The following is a 19652-nucleotide window of genomic DNA, read 5'->3' on the forward strand; positions in this document are numbered from 1 at the left end:
CGATATGATTGTGTTCTATTTTAGCAAACCCCGGAACAGAATGCACGTTCTATCTTCCGGGAATACCAGTTTAATCATGGTGCCGGGGAAGTTCGGAGCAATGTTATGAATTCGGCCGTCAGCTGCAATATTTAGCAATAAGAATAATAAGGGCATGGAGATGGCGTATCGGGTACCTCATTAAACGAAAAGCAACATGATCATACCCGGGATGTTGTATTTGGACACCAACATTTATATTAAATATGTAATTTCAATCAGAACTCAAAAATAATAGCCCGATTCAATCAAGAACCGGACTATTATTGACTACCTCAGCTTTTATATGCAATTGCTTCCTGAATCAAAGCGGTAAACTTATCAGGTTGAATTTCTTCCGGTTTCCTGACCCGTATATGGCGCATTTTTTTGCCTTCTCCTTCAAGAAGGTTACCTTCATCCTGAAGGCTCGCCCCGAAATAAAACCCAAGATTCACATGTTTTTTTGCTGTCTGCAGGTAGCATATGTCTGTGCCACCCTTGCTAAAACAGGGCTTTCTCCATTTTATTTCCTCTTTCAGATTGTCATCCGCTTCATGGATAATATACCGCAGCTTTTCGGCCAATTCTTTTATATCTGCGGGCAATTCTTCCATGAATTTATCTACGTCTGCACTTCTATTGTTTTTCATCCCATACCTCCATAGCATTCTATTTATCCTTTTTAGACAGAGCCATTGCTTTTCTAAAGTCTTTCAAAGAGGATGATTTTCCATACATCAGAACACCGCCTTTGTATACACGTGCACCGATAAGTCCCAGCACGACAATCGTTCCAATTAATATACCAATCGACAGTGCCACTTCCCATGCCGGTATATCCAGCATGCCAACCCGCAGAAACATTACCATAGGCGTAAAGAATGGAATATAGGAACTGATCGTAACAAAGGTGGAATCCGGTACACCGATGCCAAACATCGCAATGAAAAAGGCGATTAGTATCAGGAAAATCATCGGCATGAGCAATTGCTGCACATCCTCCACCCTGCTGACCAATGACCCAAGCATAGCGGCCATGGTAGCATACAGGAAATAACCCAATATGAAAAATACGATGGCAAAAATATAGATGGATATGGAAGTATCCTGAATGCCAAACACTTCAAAAAACCCGCCGGTCAATTCATCCTGTTTAGAGGCAATGAGTGCATAACCGACACCGACAAACAGCACAACCTGTGTCAGGCCAAGCATTGCTACACCCATGATTTTTGCAAACATATGCGTAACCGGCGGCGCGCTAGAAACAAGAATTTCCATCACTCTGGATGACTTCTCCGTTGCCACGTCAGTTGCGATCATCTGACCATAGACAATGACAGCCATATAAAGGAGAAACAGCATAATATAGACAATTCCTCTTGCCTGGCTCAGTTCTTCCTCTGTTCTGGAACCTTCATCAAGTGCAACAGTCTGAAATGCTGCAGGCGCCTGGATTGCAGCCAATGTCTCGGCATCAATTCCGGACTGCTGGGTCGCCATCGCCACTTTTAGTTGTTGAAGCTGCATCTCCAGCATAGTTTGATTTCCATTCCCTGAAATGCTGTTAGCATAATAGGTTGCTTCCGGCATTTCTTCATCATTTAATGTTAATGTCATGAGTGCATCAAATTCACCTTCCTGCACCATGTCTTTAGCCTCTTCCTCCGTTCCGTCAAAGGAAACCATTTCAACGGATTCACCTGAAGCTTCCACCTGCCGGCTGAATGGTTCAAGCAGTTCATTCGATTCATCCATTACAGCAATCCTGTCATCACTTTCATCCGCAAAAATTTCTATGATCGACTGAAAATTAGCCAGCCCAACGATAAATAATAAAGTTATCACTGTACTGATGACAAACGATTTTGATTTCACCCTGGACATATATGTATGAGACATGATGATCCAAAATTTATTCATAGGAAGCACCTACTTTCTCAATGAAAATATCATTTAATGATGGTTCTTCCAAATCAAATTTACGGATGAACCCTTTTCCCTGCAATGCTGCAAATATTTCCTGGGAAACCTCTTCATTTTCTATTTGAAGCTCGCATCCTTCCGTTGTCTTTTTATAAGAGACGACACCACGATAATCACGAAGAAATTCCAGTGGAAAAGCTGCATGAACAACAAGGTTTTTCTTTCCAAAAGATTCTTTGACCTCACGCAATGACCCCTGTACCACCGGACTGCCCTTATGTAAAATACATAAATGCTTGCACATTTCCTCTACATGATCCATCTGATGCGAAGAAAATACAATCGAAGTGCCCTGCTCTTTCAAATCGACCACTGCCTCTTTCAGCATTTCCACATTGATCGGATCCAGCCCGGAAAACGGCTCATCCAAAATGAGCAATTCCGGTTTATGTATCACAGCGGAAATAAACTGGATTTTTTGCTGGTTTCCTTTCGATAATTCTTCCACCTTTTTATTTAAGTATTCCGGCACTTTAAACCGTTCCAGCCAGCTGTCCAGCTCTGTCAGTACATCATTCTTATTCATTCCTCTTAATTTACCAAGATAAATCAGCTGCTCTTTTACCGTTAATTTCGGATACAATCCCCGTTCCTCAGGCAAATACCCGATAACATGGCTTTTATCATAATTGATTGGCTCGCCGTTCCATGTTATGCTGCCTTCCGTTGCGTCCAGCAACCCTAAAATCATTCGGAAGGTCGTGGTTTTACCTGCCCCATTCCCGCCTAAAAATCCGAACATTTCCTTTTCTGGAATTTTAAGCGAAAGATGGTTAACTGCAGTGTGTTTCCCAAATCTTTTTGTTACATTTTCCAATAGTAGTGTCATTTTCAATCTCCTCCCCCTGCTCTTTGTTACGTATGTCCGAGAAAATAGTTTCATGTATTTGTCTCACGGTAAAAATTCCCTTACACTCCGTATAAATTGGAATAGAATCAGGCAAGTGCAGCGCTCATGAATTGGCAGACGGTTTTATTTTCGTCTAATGATGGTGGTTGGACTCTCATTAACTATATGCGGGATAAAAAAAAGCTGCGGCTAACGATCACTTTTGGTGTTATTGCATTTCCGGCACCAATCCATTATTTTACCGGCTGGACGATCTTGTTGCCTTTCATCTCCCCTTTCGCACTTGCGATTTCCTTCATGGCAAAAAGAGAATTCACTAAGATTCATCACGGATTTTTTAACAGACTCAGCTCCGTCGTTTCAGTATTAAAATTGCCATTCCATGTACAATAAATATTGCGACTACAATAATCCACATGATCATTCTATAAGCTTCATAATCTATTGTGGAAATGAAATCAGAATACAATTCCGTCAGCAGCCAGGCAATTGGAAAAATAGGGAATACCATCATATACGCCTGGTTGAGAATTTGCTGTCCGCGTTCATCCTTTCCTTCCTCACCAAAACTGAATTTAAAACTGATGAAAAGAGAAAATAAGAATACTGCCACAAAAATGATATACGTAATAATTTTTATCATTTCCATCATTCCTCACATCCCTCTGTAATGTACTGAAAAACATCATTGATGTCCTTCTCAAATAGATTCGCTACTTCAAAAGCTAATTTCAAAGACGGATTATATCGATTGTTTTCCATCGAAATAATTGTTTGTCTGCTGACTCCCAATTTGTCTGCCACTACTTTTTGCGACCATTTTTTTTCCGCCCGAAGCACCGCAATGCGATTTTGAAGTGTACCTGTTTCTTTCAAAGGCAACTGTATAACCTCCTTTGTATATAAAGTAATGTATTTTTTACCTTATGTCAAATATTTTTAACATTTGGTTAAAAATAAATTACTTTTAATCTTAAAAACTCTTATATCTCGGCTGCGGCTCCATTTCACTTTTCATTTTCCGAAAATATATGTACGATAGAATCAGAATGAAATACTTCTGCATCAGGGAATCACATTGAATTGACAGAACTTCAGGGAGGAAAAAACATGCAAAGAACATATGCTTTAACAGTATTTGATCAATCGGGGGAAAAATTGCTGGATGAATCTTTTACGGCAAAAAATGATCAGGAAGCAAAAGAAATCGGGCAAGCCCGGTTAGAGGAAGAAGGCCACACCGAAAGAACCCATCGCTGCGTATCACCGGAAGCCAAATTGATCTTATTTCACAGGTAAGTCAATGAACAACACTATCCCGAAGTTGCAAAGAATGGAAATGTATTCCCTGTGACTTCGGGATGGTTTCGTGAGCTTGGGACAATACTACATTAGCGAATGGGTATGGCTATCAAAATCTAATTCTATTTAACTCATCATATTCCCATCTCCGTAGGCCACTGTTTAACTATTCAACTTGAGCCACCATTTTTTATCTTGCATAAAGAGAGGTATTTATAAGTGTTACAAAAACTATTATCACGAATTCACATGGTCATAACCCGATTTTCCCTATACTCTCTGCTTAAGTCCAAAGGGTCTGAGTTAAAAGAAAGCAAAACAAATGTCAATATCAGCATGATCCTGAAACAATATGAAGAAAATCTTGTACAATATCATAATCTGAATGATGATTTATCTAAAGGCAAAATACCTGCCCAATCAAAGAATGGGCAGAGGCTGGTATCTGCATTTGATGTTAATCATGGCAATAAAAACAAAGAAGACTTTTATTTTCGGGTAGCCGAAGATTGGGTAAAGGACTTCGGGAAAAAAATGCATCAGTTCTCTTTCCTGCTCCTCCTGCTATTTTTGATTTGGTATGCTGCAGGCTTATTCTTGGAACAGTATATAAGTGGGTTTTTAGGATTTCTTTTTATATTGGGAATCATTTTGATCCCTCTTTTGGGCTTTCTTTTTGCCGGCATGGGAAAAGAGAGAAAAAAGTACATACTTATCGCATTACATATTCTCTTCCTGTTCGCCGGTGTTATGATCATTCTATAATTTCTTTTTTAAAACGCGGTAAACCTGGCATTTAATTAAATTACATATACTTAAGCTCGCTACCCCTGTTATGTTTAGATCGCCATCAAAAACAGTTCAAACAAGTTACAAATATATGCAGAGTGGGGGATATAATTTGATCGCAAAAATGTACAAACGAAGGGAAAAGATGGGATATTTTTTCTTGGGATTCATTATACTGATTATCTTATTATGGTTAATATTTCAGACACCGGCAACATCACGTGAATGGCTGGAAATGTTGTTTTTCCTCATACCGCTTGGATTGATTTTCTCCATTATCATGAAGAGCCGTTCCCATTATAAGAAAGTAAAAGATGTGGAAATTCCCAATTCAAAGCAGGACTTACTGGAAACGAATCATGCAGTAATAAAAAAAGATGTATCTTTCACACCAGGATTACTTATTTTTGAGAAAAACGGTAACTTTATTGGTGCGGTGAAACCACTGGATATTCCATGGTGGATTTACCCTTTTCAGATTTTTTACGAAGCATTGCTCGAATTCCTGCCGTTAACTTATGGTTTTATATCCAACAAGGGAGAAACCCTGTTTACTTTCCGAAAAAATGGGTGGCTGAAGCAAACGAAACTGACCATATTTAACCAGGAAAAAAAAGACATTGGCATCTACATACAGGAGGAACTGAAATCTCTATTTCAGATTAAAGGCAAATTGTTTAACGAGCAGGGAGAACCGCTCCTATCGATTCAAGCATCCGGTTTTTCCGGGAGTTTCAGCTGGGATGATGAAAAAGGAAATCAATGGGCGTACTTTTATAATGGAAAGTTTCCTCATGAGTACACAAACATATTCAGAGATATACAAAATGATATTGTCGAATTATCAGATAACCTTTCCAAAGAGGATAAGATGCGGCTGCTGGCGATTATCGGTTATTTGTTTATGGCAAGAGTGAAGCAGTAAAACAGTTTCAGAATATCTTTTTGCACGGGAAGGAATTTAGTAGTTTCACGTCGAATAGAATGTCTAAGGGGAATTTTTCCCGGGGATTAAAGTTTGTTTTATATAAGGTGTTGGCAATGAAAAAAGGATTATTTGGGAAAATAAAAACCTATTTGTTGATTATCCTTTCTATGGCACTCATCATCACAGGTGTGCAGTTATATCAAAGTAAGCAGGAAAGTCAACGTCAGTTTGAATCTTTTTTGAACCAGTTTTATTCTAAATTGGAGGCAGCAAGGCGTTCCCTGGATTCAGTACTGGAACATGAGCTGGAAGGAAACGATTTGGAACAGGCCCTGCTGCAGGTCGAAAAGAATCTGGAACAGACGGATCTCGTATTGGATGCCGGCGGCCATTTTGTTGATAGAGAAATCTTTAGTCATATGTCCATTTTTGCATACCATCCTATAAACCAATTTGCTGATAGTAGTACATTAACCGACGCGGAACTACGATACTTGCAAAACTTGAAAAAAGACTTGGAAACCATACAGAACGGCCTCTATTCAAACGAAACAGGACAGGAAAATCGAAACCTTAGCGTCCAACATTTTAACGATATCATCAGAGGATCTGGACTTGAATCAGGCTTTTTAACGGAGCAAAAATCTATACCTGTCCACTTCCAGGTGATTGATCCAAAGCAGGCACCGGACCGTCTTCAAAAATGGCTGGATAGGAATGAAACGGAGGAACAGAATAAAGTATTCCTTGTCGATGACAAAACGTATGTCGTGATTGTTGCTGGACATAGACAGGATGGATTAAACCAAGTGGAAATAACTGATATGGTACTAAAGCGCGGCGGAATTGATGTTAATCATCAAAATGTTGAAAGTGACGATACAAAACAGGAATATTCGGTCACCATTGCTGAACTGAAAGAGACGGAACGCTCTTTTCAATTTACGACTTCGGAAGAAATTGATGAAGGAAAAGAAAGCCCAGAGAATACGCAACAAACCAGTGCTAGTGTTATTACTGATACGCAGCAAACCAGCGCTAGTGCTATAACTGAATTGGTTCGCCCTGAAAAGCTGTCAAAAGAAGGAAATATCGTACATGAATGATCTAAAAAAATCCAGCGGAATGATTAAGCAACTGTCCATTCTGCCGGATTGTTTTTTTGTTAGCACTGTTTGATATTCAACCCAGTTAATCGGATCAAACACTAGTTTCGTTTTTTTTCTCACTCCTATTTTCCTTTAAATACCGGCTTCCGCTTCTCAAGAAAAGCCGCAACGCCTTCTTTATGATCTTCCGTGCCCCGCAGTTCCCACTGTGCCTTTTTCTCTTCTTCCAAATAGTAGATCAAATCTTTTTCTTTTGCAGCATGATAAATTTGCTTTGTTTTCAGCATGGCTATAATTGGTGTAGTCAGCAGTTTATCAGCAAACCCCTTGGCAAAATCCCCTACTTTTTCATCCGTAATCATATCCACAAGACCCATTTGTTTTGCTTTTGCACCTTCTACCTGTTTCAACCCCCAGGTGAATGCTTTTGCTTTTTGCGTGCCAATGCGTTCCTGCAGCCAGAAGTGTCCTCCTCCATCCGGGGCCAATCCAATGCCGATAAACAACATGCCGAGCTTGGCATCATTTTGCGCAATAACGTAATCAGCACAGAGTGCCAGGCTGAGTCCAAGCCCGACAGCTGAACCTTGGATCGCCGAAACAACAATTTTTGGCAACCTATATAACTTCAAAGCAATTTTTCCAATAGTATCCATAACCTCATCAAAAAACTTTTTCTCGGAAAAATCCTTCATCATGGAAATGTCGCCACCTGCACAAAAAGCATTACCTTCACCGGAAAGTATTAAAATCTGATCTTCATTTTGTTCAGCTTTTTCAACCGCTTTCAGCAGCTCTTTCAGCATTTCTTTATTCAATGCATTGTACCGTTCCGGACGGTTGAAATGAATGTATGAGATATTATTTTTACTTTCAAATGACACAAGACTCATAGCTGTTCCCCCTTATATAAAGTGACCTCATTTACATAATTCGACATCTATTGCGAGAATCCTGCTTAAAGAAATTTTACAGGATGTATTTTTTCTGCCTAATTTTAGCGGAAGCCTTCAATAATGCGTTTTGATACAGAAAAAAGAAGCATGCTCCCGGTCGAACATGCTTCTTTCAATATATGTGATGCAGGTGTTAGTTCTGCACATCCCGGTGTATTTCTCTCACTTTATTCTCTTCCAGTCCGGTGGCCTCTGCAACGTTTTTAATCTCCATGCCTTTTTCCAACAGCCGACGATCAATGTTTTCTGCTCTTTGTTCTACTTTTCTTTCTGCTTTTCTTTCTGCTTTTCGTTCCGTTTCCTTTATCTTTTGCTGTGCTTTTTCCTCTGCTTTATGCTCTGCTTCCTGTATTCGCAATTCCGCCTCACGCTGCGCTGCATCATATATAACTTCATAGACCTTCCCATTGCCAAGCAGCAAGAGCCATTTTGCAAGTGTATTGTTCCATGGATCCAGTTTATCCTTTTTCCAATGCTTTATTAACTTTCCCATTTCAAGGAAATGAAACTCCATTACATTCGTCAATTGGAATTGTTCTTGATCTTCATATAAATGATGAGATGTATGGGAACGTTTTGTCTGTTTAAACAAATCAAAGTTAATCGCAATTACCTGTATGGTGAGGACTTAACGGGGAGTAATCCTAAATGAAAATATAACAGATTCACCATATCCAGAAAAACCTTTTTATCTGAAGGTTTTATCTATTTATGGTGTTTTCTTATCACTAAACATCAAAATAAAAAAGACTCAGAAAAAAACTCCAAGCCTTGTCAGTTACTATTCACAATATAAAATTGGAAAAAAAATCAATAAAACCCGCAGTCTTTTCCCTGCGAGTCTCTATGTAAACACTACTTACATGTTCTGTTCATCTGTCCCGTACAATTCTTCCAGCGGTTTGGTAATAATACGGCTTATATCGTTAATGACCATGTTCAAACGCTGCTCTTCTTCCATCAGTTTCGAAATACCTTCATGCTGCTGTACCAGTTCCACAACCTGTCTGGCCTGATCCACTTCCTCCTCTGAAATATCTTCGCCCTGCATTTGTTTTTCCTGCAGGTTCATTTGGATATGGCGAAAGCGGTCAAACATCTGTTTTGCTTCCGGATCATTCATGACCGCATCATATGCCTTTTTCAAATTATCAAATTCATCGCTCTCTCGGATTGCTTTTTCCAAATCATATGCACTATCATAAATATTAGGCATATATAACCCTCCTCCGAATTACGTCTTTGCTCCCATCAACTATAACAAACTGAGGATGCCATGTATAGCAAGAAGGGAAATACATTATTTTCCTGTTCAAGCAAGCATAAAGTTCAAAGAAATGAGGTTGCCAAACATGATAAATCACCTTCAAAAGATCTTTCCCTCCCTGGTAAGCTGCAATGAAAAAAAATCGGAATTGTCTGGTTCCTATCAATGGTTTCTGACAGACAGCGGGGAAATAATCGGAATAGAGAAAAAGGAATTAACGGCAAAAGACATCAAATTGCTTACAGCTTTTTTATCACCATATAACAACAGAATACCTGTTCCAACTACAGCAGAAAAGAAATGGCTGAACATCCTGCATCACGATGAGAATGAGCCGGCTATTGACATGACAAGACAAGCTCAGTTCCGCTTTGTTTATTTTTCCATCAAAAAAAATCAGATTTCCGCCCATGCTTTTAAAACGGCGATCCATGAATTATTTCCTGAACCTGTGCCAATTCTCTGGGAAAATGAACATGAGGGAATAATGGTGGATGAGTTAAAATCACACCCGGACGAAAGAATTTCCTACGAACAGATTATTGATATTTTAATGAGTGATTTAAATGGTGCGATTCATTTCTTTGTCGGTGCCTATATGGATGATTTATACAACGTAAAAGATTACTATACCTCCATAATACAGGGTGCAAAAAGCATATTCGCCTATACAAGTAAGTCTGTAATAACTTATGCGGAAGCTGTTCCTTTTATGTTAATAGACCAGACAGAAGACAGTTTTAAACACTCGCTCGCGGCCTCTGTATTAAAAGAATTTGCGGATGAGGAAGATTTCCTTCATACATTACAAACTTTTATCCGCTGTAATTTAAACATCACACTTACAGCGAAAGAATTATACATGCACCGGAATACCCTTCAGTACAGACTGGACAAATTTCAGGAAAAAACCGGCATGGATGTCCGCGAGTTCCATCAGGCTTTCACGGTATATTTAGCATTACTTGCCAACATGCACAAAGAATAATCGCAGCTTTGTGCATGTTTACCATTTTCATAGATTCCTCATTTCTATACAATGAATATAACATGTAAAGAGATGGGGGAAAAGAATGGCTGAATTACGATTGGAAAATATTAAAAAAGTGTATGACAAAGATGTACTGGCTGTGGATGATTTCAATTTACATATTCAGGATAAGGAATTTATTGTATTTGTCGGTCCATCCGGTTGTGGTAAATCCACTACGCTGAGAATGATTGCCGGTCTGGAGGAAATTACGGAAGGTGAATTTTATATTGACGATAAAAAAATGAACCAGGTGGCACCGAAAGACCGGGATATCGCAATGGTTTTCCAGAACTATGCGCTGTACCCGCATATGAATGTTTACGACAATATGGCTTTTGGTCTCAAGCTCCGTAAATTTAAAAAAGACGAAATTAAAGAACGGGTGGATAATGCAGCGGAAATTTTAGGATTAAAAGAATACCTGGACCGTAAACCAAAAGCGCTTTCCGGCGGGCAGCGCCAGCGTGTCGCTTTGGGAAGAGCCATCGTGCGCGATGCAAAAGTATTTTTAATGGATGAACCATTGTCCAACCTGGATGCCAAATTGCGTGTACAAATGCGTGCAGAGATTCAAAAGCTTCACCAGCGCCTGCAGACTACAACGATCTATGTAACACATGACCAGACGGAAGCAATGACGATGGCCACCAGACTAGTAGTAATGAAAGACGGCATTATCCAGCAGGTCGGTGCGCCGAAAGAAGTATATGATGCGCCGGAAAATGTATTTGTCGGCGGATTTATCGGATCCCCTTCCATGAACTTTTTCTCAGGTAAACTGACAGAGGGTCTCTTTGATCTGGGTAATGTAAAAATTAAAGTTCCAGAGGACAAATTGAAGTTATTAAAGGATCAGAAATACGAAGGGAAAGATCTTATTTTAGGTGTCCGCCCGGAGGATATCCATGATGATACCGAATTTCTCGAAGCAAATCCTGGATCAACCGTCACAGCAACCATTGATGTGGCAGAATTAATGGGAGCGGAATCCTATCTCTATTCCAAAATAGATGAGCAGGATTTTGTAGCCCGGGTTGATTCCCGCACCGACGTTTCAGGAGGCAAGCAAGTGAACCTGGCATTTGACATGACAAACGCGCATTTCTTTGATGCGGATACGGAGGATCGCATTAGATAAATATACTGATGATGTGATAAATGTCTGTCTGTATATTTTAATTATCTTTCATCATTCTCAATTATTTCATTACTAACGCAGGCGGGTCAGAAAATAAATTGGAAACCCACGCGGCACACAAAGAAGCAAACAAACTCCTTTCAAAGCAACAAAAAAACTGATGCTCCATCGGGGGAGCATCAGTTTTTTGTCAATTATTATCTGTGAATTTGACTATCAATATCAGTGGTTAAATGTTTACATGCTTCATATTCTTTCTCTCTTCTTTTTTCCACGTCAAGGCGGTTTTCCAATTTTCTTTCATACTCTGCAAACCCCATTTTATGGGACTGCTGCATTGCCTTTTCCATTTCCTGCGTGTGATTCACGCGTATGCCACTATGAATAGTGAACCATCCTTTCGTTTTATGACAATATCAAGGTTATCATAAGGACGATTCCCTTTACAATGTGGATTTAAACGGATTTGACACGATTACCAAACATATCATTGAATGGAACATTTACTGTTATACTCATTCACTAACATTTGACTATTTGCTCGCATATGGTGTATAATGCTTAAATTTTGCAGATTTAATTGCTTCCGCCAACCGGAACAACAGCCCCATCATAGTTTTCCAAAATAAAGTTCTGGATTTCCTCGGATTGCAAGACTTCCACAAGCTTATTCAAAGCTTCATTCTCCATGTCCTCAGCACGCACACCGATTACATTCACGTATGGAGAATCTTCCCCTTCAATGAACAAAGCATCCTCCAGCGGGTTAAGATCAGCATCAATTGCATAGTTGGTATTAATGGCAACCAATGCATCCTCTTCAGCGAAATATTGTTCTGGCAGGAATGCAGGGTCTACATCCGGAGAGAAAGTTAAATTCTTCGGATTGTCTTCAATATCGTCCAGGGAAAGTTCCTCAGGATCAGCACCCTCCGGAAGTGTAATTAGTCCTTCTGATTCAAATAATGCCAAAATACGGCCATGGTCTGCCACAGAATTGCTGATGATTACTTCTGCACCGTCAGGAATGTCTTCCACACTTTCAATGCCCTGGGAATACACACCCATCGGTTCCACATGAATGCCATCAATATAATCCAGTTCATACCCTGTATCACTGATCGTCTGTTCTAAAAATGGGATGTGCTGAAAATAGTTCGCATCCAGGTCCCCGTTTGCAAGGTCATCATTCGGGAAAACATAGTCCTGATATTCTTCAATATTTAACGTAATACCTTCTTCTTCAAGCAGCGGCTGCGCCTCCTGTAATATCTCCGAATGCGGTGTACTCGAAGCGCCTATTGTAATTTCCACTGGTTCGGATTCTTCTGCTGCATCCTCAGTTGTTTCTGCATCACCTGCTGTGTCGTTTTCCGTTGTATCATTATCAGAATCTGTTCCACAGGCAGTTAATAAGAAAACAAATAAAACAGATAAAAATACTAGTAATTTTTTCATGATTATTCTTCTCCTTTGATGTTGTTTTTATTATAAATAGGATTATACCTAATTATTCATTATCGTTTATCCAGTTTTTTCGTAATGTAATCACCGATAAACTGGAACAGAAATACGATGATTACGATGAGAACTGTGGATACAAGCACAATGTCCCAATCCCTGCGCTGGAATCCAAAGTAATAAGCATAGTTTCCAAGTCCGCCTGCCCCGATGGCACCGGCCATAGCTGTGTAGCCGATTAAAGCGATGGCTGTGACCGTGAGGCCCGAGACAAGTGCCGGCATGGATTCCGGAAGCAGCACCTTAAAAATAATCGTCCTTGTTTTTGCTCCCATTGATTTTGCTGCCTCAATGACACCTTTATCCACTTCTTTTAGGGCAATTTCCACAAGCCGCCCGTAAAAAGGGGCCGATGCGATAATTAAAGCCGGCAGGGCAGCTGTCGGCCCGCGGAGTGTTCCAACCAGTAAGTTGGTAAATGGAAATAATAATAATATCAAAATGATGAATGGAATGGCCCGAAATACGTTTACAACGGCGGCCGTAATAAGATTTAAGTATTTGTTTTGCCAAATCCCGTCTTTATCGGTCATATATAACAGCAGACCAAGCATAATTCCCAAAATAAGTGTGCCTGCCAGAGAAACTATTGTCATATAGAATGTTTCATACGTAGCCTCGATTAAATCCTGTGTATCCAGATTGGAAAAGAAATCACCCATTTCCGAATCCCTCCATTTCCACAGAGGTTTCATCCTGAATAAAGCTGGTAGCTTTATTTATTTCCTCTTCATTTCCTTCGAGCTGCACAATTAATGTTCCATAGGCACCAGCCTGGGTTTGGGCAATTTTCCCCTGCAGGATATTAATCTCAATTTCAAATTGTTTTGCAAGCTGGCTGATCAAGGCTTGATTGGTAATTTCCCCTACAAAATGAAGCCGGACGATTTTTCCCTCTTCATACGTTTGAAGCAAATAATCCATACTGTCATCTTCATCATTCGTCCCCATGACTTGCTCCACAAATTTCTTTGTCACCAGCTGCTTTGGTTTGGAGAAAACATCCAGTACATCACCTTGCTCCACAATTTTCCCACTTTCCATTACGGCCACCCGATTGCAGATTTTGCGAATGACATGCATTTCGTGGGTAATTAATATAATGGTTAATCCAAGCTTCTCATTAATATCCACAAGCAAATCCAGGATGGAGTTGGTTGTTTCCGGATCAAGCGCAGAAGTAGCCTCATCACACAGCAAGACTTTTGGGTCATTTGCCAAGGCCCTTGCAATGCCAACCCGTTGCTTTTGCCCGCCGCTCAGCTGGGAAGGATATGCTTTTTCCCTGCCGGAAAGGCCAACCAAATTGATCAGGTTCTGCACTTTTTCCTTTCGTTTTGTTTTGGAAATTCCCGCTATTTCAAGCGGAAAAGCAATATTATCCTCCACTGTCCGTGACCAGAGCAGATTAAAATGCTGAAAAATCATTCCAATATCCTGCCTGGTAAGTCGCAGCGCTTTACTGTTTAATGTAGTAATTTCCTTTTCGCCCATGACTACTCGGCCGCCGGTCGGTTCCTCCAGACGATTAAGCAGCCGGACAAACGTACTTTTTCCCGCCCCGCTGTAGCCGATGACACCAAAGATTTCACCTTCATTAATCGATAGGGTCAAATCATCTACAGCCGTTATTTTTTTCTTATCTGAGGTAAATATCTTACTCAACCCTTCGATAGATATCACAGTAATCCCCCTAACTTATCTCTTCCGAAAATCAAAAACGCCTTTCTGCAAGAGAACAGAAAGACGCAATCATCGGCCTTTACGTTCTCTCATCTGTCAAAGCAATTGCTTTGCAGGAATTGGCACCTTTCAAATACAGGATTTGAAGGTTGCCGCGGGTTCACAGGGCCAGCCCCTCCACCGCTCAGGATAAGAGATAAAGATTTATTTGATTAATAACTAGTATCATAGCACTTTATGTGCCAAGTGTCAATTAGGAATTATTGCCGGTGTAAAAAGTGAAGCTTCAGGAGTAAAGATACCCTTTCGTAATGTCAATATCGATATATGCCAGCAGGGCATCAATGAAAACAGAATCACTGCGATTTTGATTCATCCCATTTCCCCTTATTTTTCATCTAATAATTTTATCTCACTGCAATTTGCAGCCGTCTACCTCACTATTTAAAAAATCAAACAGCTATGGATCATTCACCATAGCTGCTTATTTCCCCGTAAACATTTCCGGTCTGTACTCATATAAATAGGTATAAATATTGGGGATCGAATAAAAAGTATATATTTTTTCCTGTATCCTGCCATCTCTTTTTATAAGCAGACACGGGACACTTTCAATCTTTTTCTCCTGCATGAATTCCGGGTAAAAAGAGGCGTTCATTTCATAAAAAATATCCTCCTGATGGACAGATTCAATTTTTTCCAGCATGGTTCTGGCTAAATTACAGGTGCCGCAAAAAGGGGTATAAATATATAATAAGTAATCATTCTGTTCCAGTTGCTCTAATGTTGCCTGTTTCAAAAATATCACCTTTGCTTTTAATAGGTTTCTCTCATTCTCTGTCAATCAGAAAAAAAGGATCCACTTTTATGTGTTTACCTAAAAGTGCTGCTGCCAAAACATGTCCGGGGGTTGTGGCAACTTCCCGGTACTCACTGCTCACATAAATATGCTCCGCATGCGGAAGCTCCCTTGCCAGCTGTTTCCGGAGCTGTATCCCCGGCTCATCTTCATCCGTGAAAATATAAACCTCTTTATGATCCAGTTCATATTCATCCAGAAGCTCTTCAAATCTTTCCACACCAAGTGTGCCGTTCGTGCAGATAATCGTAAGCTCCTCGGCAATTACTTTATCGAGCTCTCTTTTATCTGTCAATCCTTCCACAATAATAATTTTTTCCGGCGCATGCATCATGCTGTTATAGCACCTCTACTAAAATAAATAATAAAAACAAGGCTGACACATATACGTCAGCCGGATTACAGATGGATTAATTATTCACTTATTTCTTCTTCATAGCCTTCCGCTGACAGCAGATCATCCAGTTCGGATTCATCGGCCAGTTCTACAACAACCATCCAGGCATTTTCGTATGGTGACTCATTTACATATTCAGGGCTGTCCTCCAGCTCTTCATTGACTTCCACGACTTTTCCACTGACTGGTGCATACAATTCGGAAACTGTTTTCACGGACTCCACGCTTCCGAACGGTTCGTTCAATTCGAGCTCATCACCCACTTCCGGAAGTTCAACAAATACAATGTCCCCAAGCTCATCCTGAGCAAAGTCCGTGATCCCGATACGTACTTTGTTCCCTTCTTTTTTTACCCATTCATGTTCCTTGGAATATAATAAGTCCTTCGGTAAACTCATATTAATCCCTCCAATAATTAATCGTAATTCAACTATACTAATTAATCAGCCGATTATCCAGTCTTTTTTACAGCCATGTTTCCTCAAATGTTTCCTCTTTAAAACCGACAGTTACCTTCTCCCCGTCAGTAACAATCGGCCGTTTGATCAGCATGCCGTCAGATGCCAGTATTTGTGCCATTTCTTCTGTCCCGGCATCTTTTATTTTATCCTTTATATTTAATTCTCTATACTTTTTCCCGCTCGTATTAAAAAACTTTTTGGCAGGCAGCCCGCTTTTTTCGATAAAAGCTTCAAACTCACTTTGGGACGGCGGGTTCTCCACAATATGTATGCTTTCATATGCAATATCATGTTCATCCAGCCATTTTTTCGCATTCCTGCATGTACCGCATTTAGGGTACCAGTAAAATTGCAGTGCCATAACAACGAACCTCCTTTGTCTCATCCAAGTTCATTATAGCAAAGTGGATGGAGGGAAGGCTACAAATTCACTTTTAGAAATGGTGTTAAAACTGCTTCATGAATAAATAAAAGAGACAGAAGCAGGAAGCGTGAAAACTTTTGCTGAACTACCTCTAAATTCAACAATAAAGGGTGCTTTTTCTTATTAAAGAAAAGCACCCATCAGTTAGCAGCTATTCATTCTTCCATTCAATTCAGTGTACATAAAGGAAATTCATAAGGTCATAATGGGAGCAGGAGCTGGAGGACACAGGTGATCTTCACAGGCAGCTGGCTGAAAAATTCTGTTTCATAAATGAACAGATCCTTCCACAGTCTTAGAAATGTTTAATTGACTGGTGTCTTTGTAATCGTATGGTCGGTAGCTGGCTTTTGTTTCTCCTTGCTGTTGGAATCAACTTTAGACTTTACGTCGTCCTTGGCAGATAATAATTCATCTTTTGCCTCCACTGCACTCTCTTTGACATCGGCTAATTCACCTTGTGCGTCTTTCGCGGAAGACACCACATCTTTTGATTCCTCAACAACATGTTGAGTTGTGTCTTTAATCTCTTTACCCTGTGTATCCAATATCGCCTGTATTTTATTGATTGCTTCTTTGGAAATATCTGTTGCATTTTGTATACGATTGATAACCGCTTTCTTAGTACCCTTTGGATCTTCTTTAATTGTTGTTGTATATTTGTTTATGGAATCCTTCATGTTCCTGGAAGTATCTTTTACTTTTTCGCGTGCATTGCTATTTAGAAGAACTAATGAAGATGCTCCTGCAATTACTCCCGCAACAATCAACCCTGTTTTTGCCTTCCCTTGTTTTTCTGCTGTCATACCCAATGAAAAAACTCCTTCCATATATTTTCTTGGCTATTCTTTAAATTCCCCTGATGATGCATATTAAACATTTGCTTATCAGGAAAAATGCTCTCTCTCCAATAGGAAGGCTACTTACACTTATAAATGGATTCCATTTTTCCCGCCTCAATAAAAAATGACTGACAAATTAACCTGCAACTTGTCAGTCATTTTTTATCTTTTTGATAGGTTGGAACCTATAGATTCAACCTGAACGGTGGTGTTTGTAATTTATTTTACCTTATTGCTGGAACTATTGATTAATATTTTTTCTATCAAACTACATACTTTTCTTCTTCAATAATCTTCGCAGCAATTTCACGCTTCTTGGCAATAACATTTGTTGGTGTATGACGTGTCAGCTTGCGCAGGGAGGAAAGCATCATTCTCAGTGAGTCGCCTTCTTCCACAGCAATAAGAATTTCTTTTGCGTCTGCTTCAATCCGGTTAAATGCTTCTTGTGCATATACTTGGGTATACAGAAGTTTCTGTTTGTTCTTCTCTTCCCCGGATTTGCTGATTGCCTTTTCTGTACGCAGGATGGCTGCTTCCATGTTATATACTTCTGCCACCATATCTGCCAAGTTGGCCAGAATTTCCTGTTCGTTTTCGATTTCCTTCATATACTTCTGTGCTGCCAGTCCCGCTCCAAGCAGAACAATTTTCTTCGCATTGGTGAGTAAATGTTTTTCCTGCTCCAGCGCCTCTGTTCCTACTTCTTCAGGCATCATCATCATAATTTCTTCCTGCAGGCTTTGTGCTTTCTGGAATAACGGAAGTTCGCCCTTCATTGCTTTTTTCAGCAATGTACCGGGCACAATCAGACGGTTGATTTCATTTGTTCCTTCAAAAATACGGTTAATGCGGGAATCGCGATACATGCGCTCCACCTCATATTCCTGCATGAAACCGTAGCCGCCGTGCATTTGCACAGCTTCGTCTGCTACATAGTCAAGCAGTTCTGTCGCCATATATTTATTCATGGAACACTCGATTTGGTACTCGGCAATCGCCTTGGCTACTTCACGGCCATCTTTTAATTGTTCCTCTGTTAAGGAACCCATACGCTGTTCGAACAGGCCGACTGTACGGTAAACTGAACTCTCATTAGCATAAGTCTCCGCTGCCATGGTGCCGAGCTTTTCCTGTGTTAAAGAAAAACTGGAAATTGGTGTGTCAAACTGTTTGCGCTCATTTACATATTTACTGGCCAGTTCAATTCCCCGTTTTGCTCCGCCGACACCACCGATCGCAAGCTTATAGCGTCCCACGTTTAGAATATTAAATGCAATGATATGACCGCGGCCTTTTTCACCAAGCAGATTTTCAACAGGGACTTCCGCATCCTCAAGCACCAATGTCCGGGTGGACGAACTCTTAATTCCCATTTTCTTTTCTTCCGGCCCTGTGGAAACACCCGGGAATCCACGTTCCACGATAAATGCGGTGAAATGCTCCCCATCTATTTTTGCATAAACGATAAACACATCTGCAAAAGCAGAGTTGGTAATCCATTGTTTTTCCCCGTTTAATATATAGTGGGTGCCTGCTTCATTTAGTTTAGCGGTTGTTTTGGCACTCATTGCATCCGAACCCGAACTCGGCTCAGTCAGTGCATATGCTGCCAGGAGTTCCCCTGTTGCCAATTTCGGCAAATATTTTTGTTTTTGCTCTTCATTTCCGAAAAACACGATTGGCAGGGAACCGATCCCAACGTGCGCTCCGTGGGTTACGGAAAAGCCGCCTGCGCGGGAAAATTTCTCGGTAATTAAAGAGGAGCTGATTTTGTCGAGTCCAAGTCCGCCATATTCTTCCGGCACATCAGCCCCGAGCAATCCGAGTTCCCCGGCTTTTTTCAATAAATCCACCGAATGCTCGAATTCATGATTTTCCAGATTGTCCACCTTAGGCAGGACTTCTCCTGTCACAAAGTCTTCCGTTGTTTTGGCAATCATATGGTGTTCTTCTGAAAAATCCTCCGGTGTAATAACGTCCTCACCGGTTAAGTCCTCAACAAGGAAGCCTCCACCTTTAAATAATTTGTCTTTTGTTTCACTCATGTTCATCTTTCCTTTCCAATGGAAGTAGTTTTGGAGAT

The 19652-nt window shown here is 40.3% G+C and carries 24 protein-coding genes and 1 riboswitch; of the genes, 6 read left to right on the forward strand and 18 right to left on the reverse strand.

What is annotated here, in order from left to right:
* Positions 1–314 precede the first annotated feature (314 nt).
* From GHD25_RS04070 to GHD25_RS04090, 5 genes are all read right to left on the reverse strand, one after another.
* The gene (locus GHD25_RS04070) at positions 315–671 is read right to left on the reverse strand and encodes a DUF1801 domain-containing protein (protein WP_164215076.1); all 357 of its coding nucleotides are present in this window, start codon (positions 669–671) and stop codon (positions 315–317) included.
* A 19-nt stretch (positions 672–690) separates the two neighbouring features.
* A complete protein-coding gene (locus GHD25_RS04075; RefSeq protein WP_164215077.1) occupies positions 691–1944 on the reverse strand; it encodes an ABC transporter permease in 1254 nt (417 codons plus the stop codon).
* On the reverse strand, positions 1937–2836 hold the full coding sequence (locus tag GHD25_RS04080) for an ABC transporter ATP-binding protein (RefSeq protein WP_164215078.1): 900 nt from the start codon (positions 2834–2836) through the stop codon (positions 1937–1939). Before GHD25_RS04080 ends, GHD25_RS04075 begins: the two co-directional genes overlap by 8 nt.
* Before the next feature lie 367 nt (positions 2837–3203).
* Entirely contained in the window at positions 3204–3509 is a 306-nt protein-coding gene (locus GHD25_RS04085) for a hypothetical protein (protein ID WP_164215079.1), read from the reverse strand.
* The gene (locus GHD25_RS04090; protein ID WP_164215155.1) at positions 3506–3733 is read right to left on the reverse strand and encodes a helix-turn-helix transcriptional regulator; all 228 of its coding nucleotides are present in this window, start codon (positions 3731–3733) and stop codon (positions 3506–3508) included. The genes GHD25_RS04085 and GHD25_RS04090 overlap by 4 nt, the downstream gene beginning before the upstream one ends.
* A gap of 234 nt (positions 3734–3967) precedes the next feature.
* On the opposite strand from GHD25_RS04090, the gene GHD25_RS04095 reads away from it, so the two are divergent.
* From GHD25_RS04095 to GHD25_RS04110, 4 genes are all read left to right on the forward strand, one after another.
* Entirely contained in the window at positions 3968–4156 is a 189-nt protein-coding gene (locus tag GHD25_RS04095) for a YhzD family protein (RefSeq protein WP_164215080.1), read from the forward strand.
* Between the two features lie 222 nt (positions 4157–4378).
* Positions 4379–4924, forward strand: a complete 546-nt coding sequence (locus GHD25_RS04100; RefSeq protein ID WP_164215081.1) for a hypothetical protein — start codon at positions 4379–4381, stop codon at positions 4922–4924.
* Between the two features lie 136 nt (positions 4925–5060).
* Positions 5061–5873 carry a hypothetical protein gene (locus tag GHD25_RS04105; protein ID WP_164215082.1) on the forward strand — a complete coding sequence of 271 codons (813 nt, stop codon included), beginning with the start codon at positions 5061–5063 and terminating at the stop codon, positions 5871–5873.
* 59 nt (positions 5874–5932) lie between these two features.
* A complete protein-coding gene (locus GHD25_RS04110) occupies positions 5933–6982 on the forward strand; it encodes a hypothetical protein (protein ID WP_164215083.1) in 1050 nt (349 codons plus the stop codon).
* Positions 6983–7107: 125 nt separating this feature from the next.
* Here the strand turns inward: GHD25_RS04110 and GHD25_RS04115 are convergent, their stop codons facing one another.
* The 3 genes from GHD25_RS04115 to GHD25_RS04125 form a co-directional block, all read right to left on the reverse strand.
* Positions 7108–7878, reverse strand: coding sequence for an enoyl-CoA hydratase (locus tag GHD25_RS04115; RefSeq protein WP_164215084.1), 771 nt, complete (start codon positions 7876–7878; stop codon positions 7108–7110).
* 196 nt (positions 7879–8074) lie between these two features.
* Complete coding sequence (locus GHD25_RS04120; protein ID WP_346426770.1) at positions 8075–8560, reverse strand: PD-(D/E)XK nuclease family transposase; 486 nt, start codon at positions 8558–8560, stop codon at positions 8075–8077.
* 240 nt (positions 8561–8800) lie between these two features.
* On the reverse strand, positions 8801–9157 hold the full coding sequence (locus GHD25_RS04125; RefSeq protein ID WP_164215086.1) for a YlbF/YmcA family competence regulator: 357 nt from the start codon (positions 9155–9157) through the stop codon (positions 8801–8803).
* 136 nt (positions 9158–9293) lie between these two features.
* Here GHD25_RS04125 and GHD25_RS04130 point away from each other — a divergent pair, with 136 nt between their 5' ends.
* A complete protein-coding gene (locus GHD25_RS04130) occupies positions 9294–10196 on the forward strand; it encodes a PucR family transcriptional regulator (protein WP_164215087.1) in 903 nt (300 codons plus the stop codon).
* 85 nt (positions 10197–10281) lie between these two features.
* Positions 10282–11379, forward strand: a complete 1098-nt coding sequence (locus GHD25_RS04135; RefSeq protein ID WP_164215088.1) for an ABC transporter ATP-binding protein — start codon at positions 10282–10284, stop codon at positions 11377–11379.
* 197 nt (positions 11380–11576) lie between these two features.
* Here the strand turns inward: GHD25_RS04135 and GHD25_RS04140 are convergent, their stop codons facing one another.
* The 10 genes from GHD25_RS04140 to GHD25_RS04185 all read right to left on the reverse strand — a co-directional run bounded on the left by GHD25_RS04140 (position 11577) and on the right by GHD25_RS04185 (position 19614).
* Complete coding sequence (locus GHD25_RS04140; RefSeq protein WP_164214905.1) at positions 11577–11747, reverse strand: hypothetical protein; 171 nt, start codon at positions 11745–11747, stop codon at positions 11577–11579.
* A 208-nt stretch (positions 11748–11955) separates the two neighbouring features.
* Entirely contained in the window at positions 11956–12837 is an 882-nt protein-coding gene (locus tag GHD25_RS04145; protein ID WP_164215089.1) for a MetQ/NlpA family ABC transporter substrate-binding protein, read from the reverse strand.
* Between the two features lie 59 nt (positions 12838–12896).
* The gene (locus GHD25_RS04150) at positions 12897–13562 is read right to left on the reverse strand and encodes a methionine ABC transporter permease (RefSeq protein WP_164215090.1); all 666 of its coding nucleotides are present in this window, start codon (positions 13560–13562) and stop codon (positions 12897–12899) included.
* Positions 13555–14583 (reverse strand): methionine ABC transporter ATP-binding protein, encoded by a 1029-nt coding sequence (locus GHD25_RS04155; protein ID WP_164215091.1) that lies wholly within the window; start codon positions 14581–14583, stop codon positions 13555–13557. Before GHD25_RS04155 ends, GHD25_RS04150 begins: the two co-directional genes overlap by 8 nt.
* Positions 14584–14669: 86 nt before the next feature.
* Positions 14670–14779, reverse strand: a riboswitch (SAM riboswitch).
* Positions 14780–15067: 288 nt separating this feature from the next.
* A complete protein-coding gene (locus GHD25_RS04160; RefSeq protein ID WP_164215092.1) occupies positions 15068–15382 on the reverse strand; it encodes a thioredoxin family protein in 315 nt (104 codons plus the stop codon).
* Between the two features lie 31 nt (positions 15383–15413).
* Positions 15414–15776, reverse strand: a complete 363-nt coding sequence (locus GHD25_RS04165) for a toprim domain-containing protein (protein ID WP_164215093.1) — start codon at positions 15774–15776, stop codon at positions 15414–15416.
* 80 nt (positions 15777–15856) lie between these two features.
* Positions 15857–16237, reverse strand: coding sequence for a glycine cleavage system protein GcvH (gene gcvH / locus GHD25_RS04170; RefSeq protein WP_164215094.1), 381 nt, complete (start codon positions 16235–16237; stop codon positions 15857–15859).
* A gap of 67 nt (positions 16238–16304) precedes the next feature.
* The gene (locus tag GHD25_RS04175; protein WP_164215095.1) at positions 16305–16661 is read right to left on the reverse strand and encodes an arsenate reductase family protein; all 357 of its coding nucleotides are present in this window, start codon (positions 16659–16661) and stop codon (positions 16305–16307) included.
* Between the two features lie 368 nt (positions 16662–17029).
* Positions 17030–17536: a hypothetical protein gene (locus tag GHD25_RS04180; protein WP_164215096.1), complete on the reverse strand. Its 507-nt coding sequence runs from the start codon at positions 17534–17536 to the stop codon at positions 17030–17032.
* A gap of 293 nt (positions 17537–17829) precedes the next feature.
* Positions 17830–19614 carry an acyl-CoA dehydrogenase family protein gene (locus tag GHD25_RS04185; RefSeq protein ID WP_164215097.1) on the reverse strand — a complete coding sequence of 595 codons (1785 nt, stop codon included), beginning with the start codon at positions 19612–19614 and terminating at the stop codon, positions 17830–17832.
* Positions 19615–19652 lie beyond the last annotated feature (38 nt).

Origin of the sequence: Virgibacillus aidingensis (assembly GCF_010994035.1) — a bacterium.
In the GTDB taxonomy this organism is placed as follows: domain Bacteria; phylum Bacillota; class Bacilli; order Bacillales; family Amphibacillaceae; genus Virgibacillus_N.